The 7,437-nt window shown below is 67.8% G+C and carries 10 protein-coding genes; 4 read left to right on the forward strand and 6 right to left on the reverse strand.

The genetic code is table 11. From position 1 onward, the window contains the following. On the forward strand, positions 1 to 1,376 hold a 1,376-nt coding region (locus tag AC1D12_RS18920; protein ID WP_477842199.1), incomplete at its 5' end, for an NAD+ synthase. A gap of 32 nt (positions 1,377 to 1,408) precedes the next feature. Then, positions 1,409 to 1,747 (forward strand): P-II family nitrogen regulator, encoded by a 339-nt coding sequence (locus tag AC1D12_RS18925; RefSeq protein WP_047511820.1) that lies wholly within the window; start codon positions 1,409 to 1,411, stop codon positions 1,745 to 1,747. Positions 1,748 to 1,802: 55 nt separating this feature from the next. On the opposite strand, the gene AC1D12_RS18930 is transcribed toward AC1D12_RS18925, so the two are convergent. The 6 genes from AC1D12_RS18930 to AC1D12_RS18955 are packed head-to-tail and all read right to left on the reverse strand — an operon-like array spanning position 1,803 to position 5,143. Next, the gene (locus AC1D12_RS18930) at positions 1,803 to 2,411 is read right to left on the reverse strand and encodes an LOG family protein (RefSeq protein ID WP_477828079.1); all 609 of its coding nucleotides are present in this window, start codon (positions 2,409 to 2,411) and stop codon (positions 1,803 to 1,805) included. Beyond that, positions 2,408 to 2,788, reverse strand: coding sequence for a diacylglycerol kinase (locus AC1D12_RS18935; protein WP_047511825.1), 381 nt, complete (start codon positions 2,786 to 2,788; stop codon positions 2,408 to 2,410). Before AC1D12_RS18935 ends, AC1D12_RS18930 begins: the two co-directional genes overlap by 4 nt. Positions 2,789 to 2,830: 42 nt before the next feature. Beyond that, entirely contained in the window at positions 2,831 to 3,361 is a 531-nt protein-coding gene (locus AC1D12_RS18940; protein WP_465112485.1) for an RDD family protein, read from the reverse strand. After that, on the reverse strand, positions 3,358 to 4,134 hold the full coding sequence (locus AC1D12_RS18945) for a DUF3106 domain-containing protein (RefSeq protein ID WP_156155152.1): 777 nt from the start codon (positions 4,132 to 4,134) through the stop codon (positions 3,358 to 3,360). Before AC1D12_RS18945 ends, AC1D12_RS18940 begins: the two co-directional genes overlap by 4 nt. 11 nt (positions 4,135 to 4,145) lie before the next feature. Further along, a complete protein-coding gene (locus AC1D12_RS18950) occupies positions 4,146 to 4,580 on the reverse strand; it encodes a DUF3619 family protein (RefSeq protein ID WP_465112486.1) in 435 nt (144 codons plus the stop codon). Further along, on the reverse strand, positions 4,577 to 5,143 hold the full coding sequence (locus tag AC1D12_RS18955) for an RNA polymerase sigma factor (RefSeq protein ID WP_465112487.1): 567 nt from the start codon (positions 5,141 to 5,143) through the stop codon (positions 4,577 to 4,579). Before AC1D12_RS18955 ends, AC1D12_RS18950 begins: the two co-directional genes overlap by 4 nt. Before the next feature lie 255 nt (positions 5,144 to 5,398). Here AC1D12_RS18955 and AC1D12_RS18960 point away from each other — a divergent pair, with 255 nt between their 5' ends. Beyond that, entirely contained in the window at positions 5,399 to 7,177 is a 1,779-nt protein-coding gene (locus tag AC1D12_RS18960) for an acetolactate synthase 3 catalytic subunit (RefSeq protein WP_477842202.1), read from the forward strand. A 167-nt stretch (positions 7,178 to 7,344) separates the two neighbouring features. Beyond that, a partial coding sequence (locus tag AC1D12_RS18965; protein ID WP_477842204.1) for an ACT domain-containing protein occupies positions 7,345 to 7,437 on the forward strand: 93 nt, incomplete at its 3' end.

Here is a 7,437-nt window from a genome sequence, read left to right on the forward strand (position 1 = left end):
ATGTTAGGTCGAAGTCGCAGGCCGTGCAGCAGCGCTTCAATGCGGCCTCGGTGCTGACCGGGGGACGCGTCGTCGCCACGTATTGCAAGCGCGAGCTGCCCAACTACCAGGTGTTCGACGAACGCCGCTATTTCGCATCGGGCCGCGATGCCGGGCTCGAGCCGGTGGTGTTCGAGGTCGACGGCTTGCGCTTCGGGATCAACATCTGCGAGGACGCCTGGTTCGACGAGCCGGCGCAGCGGGCGAAGGCCGCCGGTGCCGACGTGCTGTGCGTGCTGAACGCGTCGCCGTTCCACCTCGGCAAGCTCGAGGAGCGCGAGGCGCGCATGGCGGCGCTGGTGCGCGCCACCGGCATGCCGCTGCTGTATTCGCACCTGAGCGGCGGGCAGGACGAGGTGGTGTTCGACGGCGCGTCGTTCGCGCTCGATGCGCAGGGCCGCGTCGCGGCACGTGCGCCGATGTTCGAGGAGGCGCTCACGCTGGTGGATTTCGAGGCCGGCCGGCCGACCGGCGCGATCGCGCCGGTGCCCACGCTGGAGGCACAGGCCTGGGCCGCGCTCGTCACCGGCGTGCGCGACTACGTCGGCAAGAACGGATTCCCGGGCGTGCTGATCGGGCTCAGCGGCGGCATCGATTCGGCGCTGGTGCTGGCGGTCGCCGTCGATGCGCTCGGTGCCGACAAGGTGCGCGCGGTGATGATGCCGTCGCCGTACACCGCCGACATCTCGTGGATCGACGCGCGCGACATGGCCGAGCGGCTGTCGGTGCGCTATGACGAGATCTCGATCGTGCCGATGTTCGAGGCGTTCCGCGCCAGCCTTGCCACCGAGTTCGCCGGCCGCGCCGAGGATGCGACCGAGGAGAACATCCAGGCGCGCGTGCGCGGCACGCTGCTGATGGCCTTGTCGAACAAGTTCGGCTCGATCGTGCTGACCACCGGCAACAAGAGCGAGATGGCGACCGGCTACTGCACGCTGTACGGCGACATGGCGGGCGGCTTCGCGGTGATCAAGGATGTCGCGAAGACGCTGGTCTACCGCCTCGCGAACTGGAAGAACGCACAGGGCCGCGAGGTGATTCCCCAGCGCATCATCACGCGGCCGCCGTCGGCCGAACTGCGCCCCGACCAGAAGGATCAGGACAGCCTGCCGCCCTACGAGGTGCTCGACGCGATCCTGCAGCGCTACATGGAAGACGACCAGGGCATCGAGCAGATCGTCGCGGCCGGCTTCGATGCGGCCGACGTCGAGCGGGTCACGCGGCTCATCAAGATCAACGAGTACAAGCGCCGCCAGTCGCCGGTGGGCATCCGCATCACCCATCGGGCGTTCGGGCGTGATTGGCGATACCCCATCACATCGAGGTTCCGCGCTTAAACTATGTCGATTCCATCCCTCCGGAGACCGACATGAAACAGATCACCGCGATCGTGAAGCCATTCAAGCTCGAGGAAGTCCGCGAAGCCTTGGCCGATGTCGGCGTGACCGGCCTGACGGTGACCGAGGTCAAGGGTTTCGGCCGCCAGAAGGGGCACACCGAGCTGTACCGGGGCGCCGAGTACGTCGTCGACTTCCTGCCGAAGGTGAAGGTGGAGGTCGTGGTCAAGGATGGCGATGTCGACCGCTGCATCGATGCGATCGTCAAGGCCGCCAAGACCGGCAAGATCGGCGACGGCAAGATCTTCGTGACGGCCGTCGAGCAGGTGGTGCGCATCCGCACCGGCGAGACGGACGAAGCGGCGGTCTGAACCCCCGCTGCACCAAGACAGGGCCCGCCGCGTGCGGGCCTTCTTCATGGCGGGGTCAGATCGCGGTGTAGTCGTCCGGCTGGTGCGCGCCGCCGGCCAGCGTGGCCAGGCGGTCCAGCAGCGTGGGCGCATCGTCCGACACCTGCAGCAGGTCCATCTGCGCCGTCGACAGGAAGCCGCGCTCCACCGTCTTGCCCAGGAAAGCCAGCAGGTCGTCGTAGTAGCCGGCCGTGTTGAGCAGGCCGATCGGCTGGTCGTGGTAGCCGAGCTGGCGCCAGGTCCAGACCTCGAACAGCTCCTCGAAGGTGCCGATGCCGCCCGGCAAGGCGAGGAAGGCGTCGGCGCGCTCGGCCATCATCTGCTTGCGTTGGTGCATCGTGTCGACCACGTGCAGCTCGGTCAGCCCGGCGTGGCCCAGCTCGCGCGACATCAGCGCATGCGGGATCACGCCGACCGCCGTGCCGCCGGCAGCCAGCGTTGCCTCGGCCACCACGCCCATCAGCCCGGCGCGGCCGCCGCCGTACACCAGGCGCCAGCCGCGCTCGCCGATCAGCGTGCCGACGCGGCGGGCCGCAGCCTCGTACGCGGGGTCGTTGCCGGTGCGCGATCCGCAGTAGACGCAGACCGAGAACGGTGTCGCGGGGGAGGTCGGGGTCGGGCTCATGGCATGAAGCGGTGCCACAGCGCGGCCAGCCAGATGCCGCCGCACAGCATCAGCGACAGGAACACGGCGGCGCTCGCCAGGTCCTTGGCGCGCTTGGAGAGGTCGTGCAGCTCGAACGACACCCGGTCGACCACCGCCTCGATGCCGGAATTCAGCAGCTCGACGATCAGCACCAGCAGCACCGATCCGGCCAGCAGCGCGGTCTCGATCCAGGTGCGGCCGAGCCACAGTGCGGCGGGCAGCAGGAAGACGGCGAGCCAGGTTTCCTGGCGGAAGGCGCTCTCGCCGTGGTAGGCCGTTTTCAGGCCTTCGATGGAGTAGCCGGTGGCGCGGATCACGCGTTCCAGACCGGTGCGTCCTTTGTAGGGATTCGTCATGGGCCGCGATTGTGCCCTGAGCCGATGACGGCCCGATGCGCGTCAGGCCGGGCGGGCCGGAGGAGGCGAGGGCGGTGCGTCGACCAGCCGGGTGCCACACAGCGCGTCGTGCCAGAACTGACGCTGCGGGTGCAGCAGCGCGAGCAGCGCATAGGCGGCGATGCCGACGCCGATCGCCGCGAACAGGTCCTTGCCGGCCCAGCCGTTCAGGCGCGCGAGGGCCCAGGCCGGCGCGATCCAGGCCCAGCTGGCGAGGTAGCGGGCCAGCGCCCGCCACGCTGTGAGCGGCGCACCGTCGGCCGTGACGACGCGGATGCGCCAGGTCTGCATCGGCAGCGTCTGGCCGCGGCGCGACCAGAACCAGGTGAAGTACAGGCCGTAGATGATGAAGGCGATGTAGCGCAGTTCCACGCCGTGCTCGCGGCCGCTGACGGCGACGAAGAGGGCGCCGATCGCGCCGGGGATCAGCCCGATGCCGAACAGGATCAGCGCTTCGTAGACGAAGCAGGCCATGCGGCGCTTCAGGCTGGGCGCGCGCAGCGGCGCGTCGGCCAGCGCCGGCGTTGAACTCATCGGTGGGGCTTGCCGCTGGCAGGCGCCGACGCGGGGACCGAGCGGGTCGCCGCGGCCTGCGGTCCGCGCTTGGGCAGCAGGGTGGCGCTGTCGACGAGCCCGGGTGCCGTCGCGATCTTCGGCAGGCCGGTTTGCTGGTGGGTCGGCGGGGTCGGGCGCTTGGAGATCAGGTTGGTCGTCGCGCCCGGCTGCGCCTGCGCGACGGTGGGGGCCACGGCCTTCGGGCGGGCGGCATAGGCGGTGTTCGGCACGATGCTCGACTTCGCGTCGGATGCGTTGCCGTCAGGTTCCTTGTTGCCCTTGGCCGGTGCGGGCTTGTGCTCGGCGCGTTCGGCCAGCTGCTTGCGCTGGTCGGGCGGCAGGGCCTTGTAGGCTTCCCACTGGGACTTGCGGTCCTGCGGCGCGACCTGCTGGGCTTCCTTGAAGTTCAGCCGGGCCTCGGCGCGCTCCTTCGGCGTCAGCTTGGCCCACTCGGCCATCCGCGACTGCACGCGTGCCTGCTCGGCCGGCGGCAGCGTGGCGAAGCGCTCCGAGATCTCGACCCACTTGCGGCGGCGTGGGGCATCGATGCCGGCCCAGTCCCGCTCCAGCGGGCGCAGCGCGTGCTGCTGCGCCGGCGTCAGCGTCGACCAGGCGGGGCCGCTTCCGTTTCCGGCGGGCGCTTGCTGCGACCACGCCAAGCCTGCGCAGGCCAGCAGCGCACCGGCCAGCAGCGGCACGAAGCGGCTGCGCAGCGCGGGTGCGGCATGGTCTTTGTCGAGGCGTCGAGTCACGAGCGCCCCGATCAATCGCGAGGGGTCTTCAGGAATTCCACGAAGCCGGGATCGCTGTAGGCGTCCGGCGGCACGTCGTCGGACAGCAAGCTGGCGTCGATTTCAGCTGCGGCCGAAATCTGCGAGCTGCTGTGCCAGCGCTGGATCAGGATCAGGCCGGCGGCCAGCACGACCAGCGGCAGCACCGAGGCGATCTTGACGCCCCAGCCGCCCAGCAGGGCAAGCGACGGGCCGGAACGGGAGACCGAGCCGGCCGTCTCGGCCACCAGCTTCGTGCGGGCACGCTCGAGCGCCTGCTCGCGCGCGAAGCGCAGGCGTTCGGAGATGTCGGGGGAGACGGCCTGGGATTGCTCGGTCAGGCGGGCGGACAGGCGAAGGGCGAAGCGGGTCTGGAGGGCGTCCAGTTCGGCGGCGGTGCGCGGTGCGGAATTTTGGCGGCTGTTCATAGTTGGATCCCCTTCGACTTGAGGGCGTTGGCCAGCGCATGCACGGCACGCGAGCAATGGGTCTTCACGCTTCCTTCCGAGCACCCCATCACGGCGGCCGTCTCGGCAACATCGAGTTCCTCCCAGTAACGCAGCAGAAAGGCTTCCCGTTGACGCGTCGGAAGCTGGGCCACCTGCGCTTCGATCGCCAGCAGGATCTGGGCCCGGGACACCGAATCGGCAGCGCTTTCAGTGGCGGTGGAGTCGTCCTGGACCGCCAGAGTTTCCAGCAAATCGAAATCCCCGTCGTCGCTGGCGGATTCGAACTCGGAAAAATTCCGCACGACGGCATTGCGCACCTTCTGGCGCCGGAACCAGTCCATCGTCGCATTCGACAGGATGCGCTGGAACACCAGCGGCAATTCCTCGGCAGGGCGGTCGAAGTATTTCTCGGCCAGCCGGATCATCGAATCCTGGACGATGTCGAGGGCCGCATCGTCATCCCGCACGGCGTACACCGCGCGCTTGAAGGCACGCTTCTCGACGCTCTTGAGGAAATCGGAGAGTTCTTTTTCAGATGCCAAGGGGGGTGCGCCTCGGGCCGGGCAGCCTGCCAAAACGGGGCGGATTATCTCACCGCTACCCGGCCGGGCGTCCCTTTCGCCGGAGATCGCTGCAAACCGGTGCCATAATCGCCCGTTGCACAACATTCGGTCTTGACTCAGCTGCCCGACCGCGGGCGTTGCAGTTTCTGGCCGCGCAGGTACCACACCCGCCTCACGAGGGCTGGGAAAGGTGCACCGATGGTTTTTCGTYAGAGAAATTCACAAAGGTTCAWCATGGACATGTCTGCCGCGGAAATCAAGCGTGCCGCTTCGGCACAACCGCACCCTTCCTCTCCCTCCGCCGAGCCGAACGGCTCCGAAATCCTCGTCCGCTGCCTCCAGGCCGAGAACGTCAAGTTCCTTTGGGGCTACCCTGGCGGCGCCGTCCTCTACATCTACGACGCGCTGTACAAGCAGGACACCATCGAGCACGTGCTGGTCCGCCATGAACAGGCGGCGGTCCATGCGGCCGACGGCTATGCCCGCGCCACCGGCAATGTCGGCGTCGCGCTGGTCACCTCGGGGCCGGGCGTCACGAATGCCATCACCGGCATCGCGCCCGCCTACATGGATTCGATTCCGATGGTGATCATCACCGGGCAGGTTCCGACGCCGGCGATCGGCCTCGATGCCTTCCAGGAATGCGACACCGTCGGCATCACCCGGCCGATCGTCAAGCACAACTTCCTCGTGAAGGACGTGCGCGACCTCGCGATGACGCTCAAGAAGGCGTTCCACATCGCCCGCACCGGCCGTCCCGGCCCGGTCGTGGTCGACATCCCGAAGGACGTGTCGCAGAAGACGACCCCGTTCCACTACCCGCAGAGCGTCGAGATGCGCTCGTACAACCCGGTCCGCAAGGGCCATGGCGGGCAGATCCGCAAGGCGGTGCAACTGCTGCTGGCGGCCAGGCGGCCTTATATCTACACCGGCGGCGGCGTGGTGCTGGGCAGTGCGTCGGCCGAACTGCGCGAGCTGGTCAACCTGCTCGGCTACCCGGTCACCAACACGCTGATGGGGCTGGGCTCGTTCCCGTCCAGCGACCCGAAGTTCCTCGGYATGCTCGGCATGCACGGCACCTACGAAGCCAACATGACGATGCAGAACTGCGACGTCCTGCTGGCCGTCGGTGCGCGCTTCGACGACCGCGTCATCGGCAACCCGAAGCACTTCGCGTCGGTCGAGCGCAAGATCGTCCACATCGACATCGATCCGTCGTCGATCTCGAAGCGCGTCAAGGTCGACATCCCGATCGTCGGCGACGTGAAGGACGTGCTGCAGGAGCTGATCGCCCAGATCCGCGAGGGCCAGGCCCGTCCCGACGCGCCGGCGCTGTCGGCCTGGTGGACCCAGATCAACGAGTGGCGCAAGCGCGACTGCCTGTCGTACAAGCACAGCACCGAGGTCATCAAGCCGCAGTCCGTCGTCGAGAAGCTCTGGGAGCTGACGAAGGATCGCGACACCTACATCACGTCCGATGTCGGCCAGCACCAGATGTGGGCCGCGCAGTTCTACCGGTTCGACGAGCCGCGCCGCTGGATCAATTCCGGCGGCCTGGGCACGATGGGCGTCGGGCTGCCGTACGCGATGGGCATCAAGCTCGCGAAGCCCGATGCGGATGTGTTCTGCATCACCGGCGAAGGCTCGATCCAGATGTGCATCCAGGAGCTGTCGACCTGCCTGCAGTACAAGACGCCGGTCAAGATCGTGTCGCTGAACAACCGCTACCTCGGCATGGTGCGGCAGTGGCAGGAACTCGACTACGGCGGCCGCTACTCGCACAGCTACATGGACGCGCTGCCCAATTTCGTCAAGCTGGCCGAGGCCTATGGCCATGTCGGCCTGCTGGTCGAGAAGCCGTCTGACGTGGAGCCGGCGCTGCGCGAGGCCATCCGGCTGAAGGACCGGACGGTGTTCCTCGACATTCGCACCGATCCGACCGAGAACGTCTGGCCGATGGTCCAGGCCGGCAAGGGCATCAGCGAGATGCTGCTGGGGTCCGAAGACCTGTGACGCGCTGAACACCGGCCAGGGCGGCGCGTTACCGCGCGCCGTCGACCGCCGGTGGAATGCGCGATCGCCGCTTCGGCCATCGAGGGTTTCAACTTTCCATCATCGACACAGCGTGGCCAAGGACCGTCGGTTACCGCCGCCGGGCTGAAGAGCGCGCTCCAACGACCATGAAACACATCATTGCCTTGTTGCTCGAGAACGAACCGGGCGCGCTGTCGCGCGTCGTCGCGTTGTTCTCCGCCCGCGGATACAACATCGAG

The organism is Rhizobacter sp. P1_G5 (assembly GCF_056405435.1).

What these genes read in the sequence shown, in the direction of transcription:
- AC1D12_RS18925 (WP_047511820.1), top strand. Translation starts at nt 1,409, where the DNA reads ATGAAACAGATCACCGCGATCGTGAAGCCATTCAAGCTCGAGGAAGTC.
- AC1D12_RS18930 (WP_477828079.1), bottom strand. Translation starts at nt 2,411, where the DNA reads ATGAGCCCGACCCCGACCTCCCCCGCGACACCGTTCTCGGTCTGCGTC.
- AC1D12_RS18935 (WP_047511825.1), bottom strand. Translation starts at nt 2,788, where the DNA reads ATGACGAATCCCTACAAAGGACGCACCGGTCTGGAACGCGTGATCCGC.
- AC1D12_RS18940 (WP_465112485.1), bottom strand. Translation starts at nt 3,361, where the DNA reads ATGAGTTCAACGCCGGCGCTGGCCGACGCGCCGCTGCGCGCGCCCAGC.
- AC1D12_RS18950 (WP_465112486.1), bottom strand. Translation starts at nt 4,580, where the DNA reads ATGAACAGCCGCCAAAATTCCGCACCGCGCACCGCCGCCGAACTGGAC.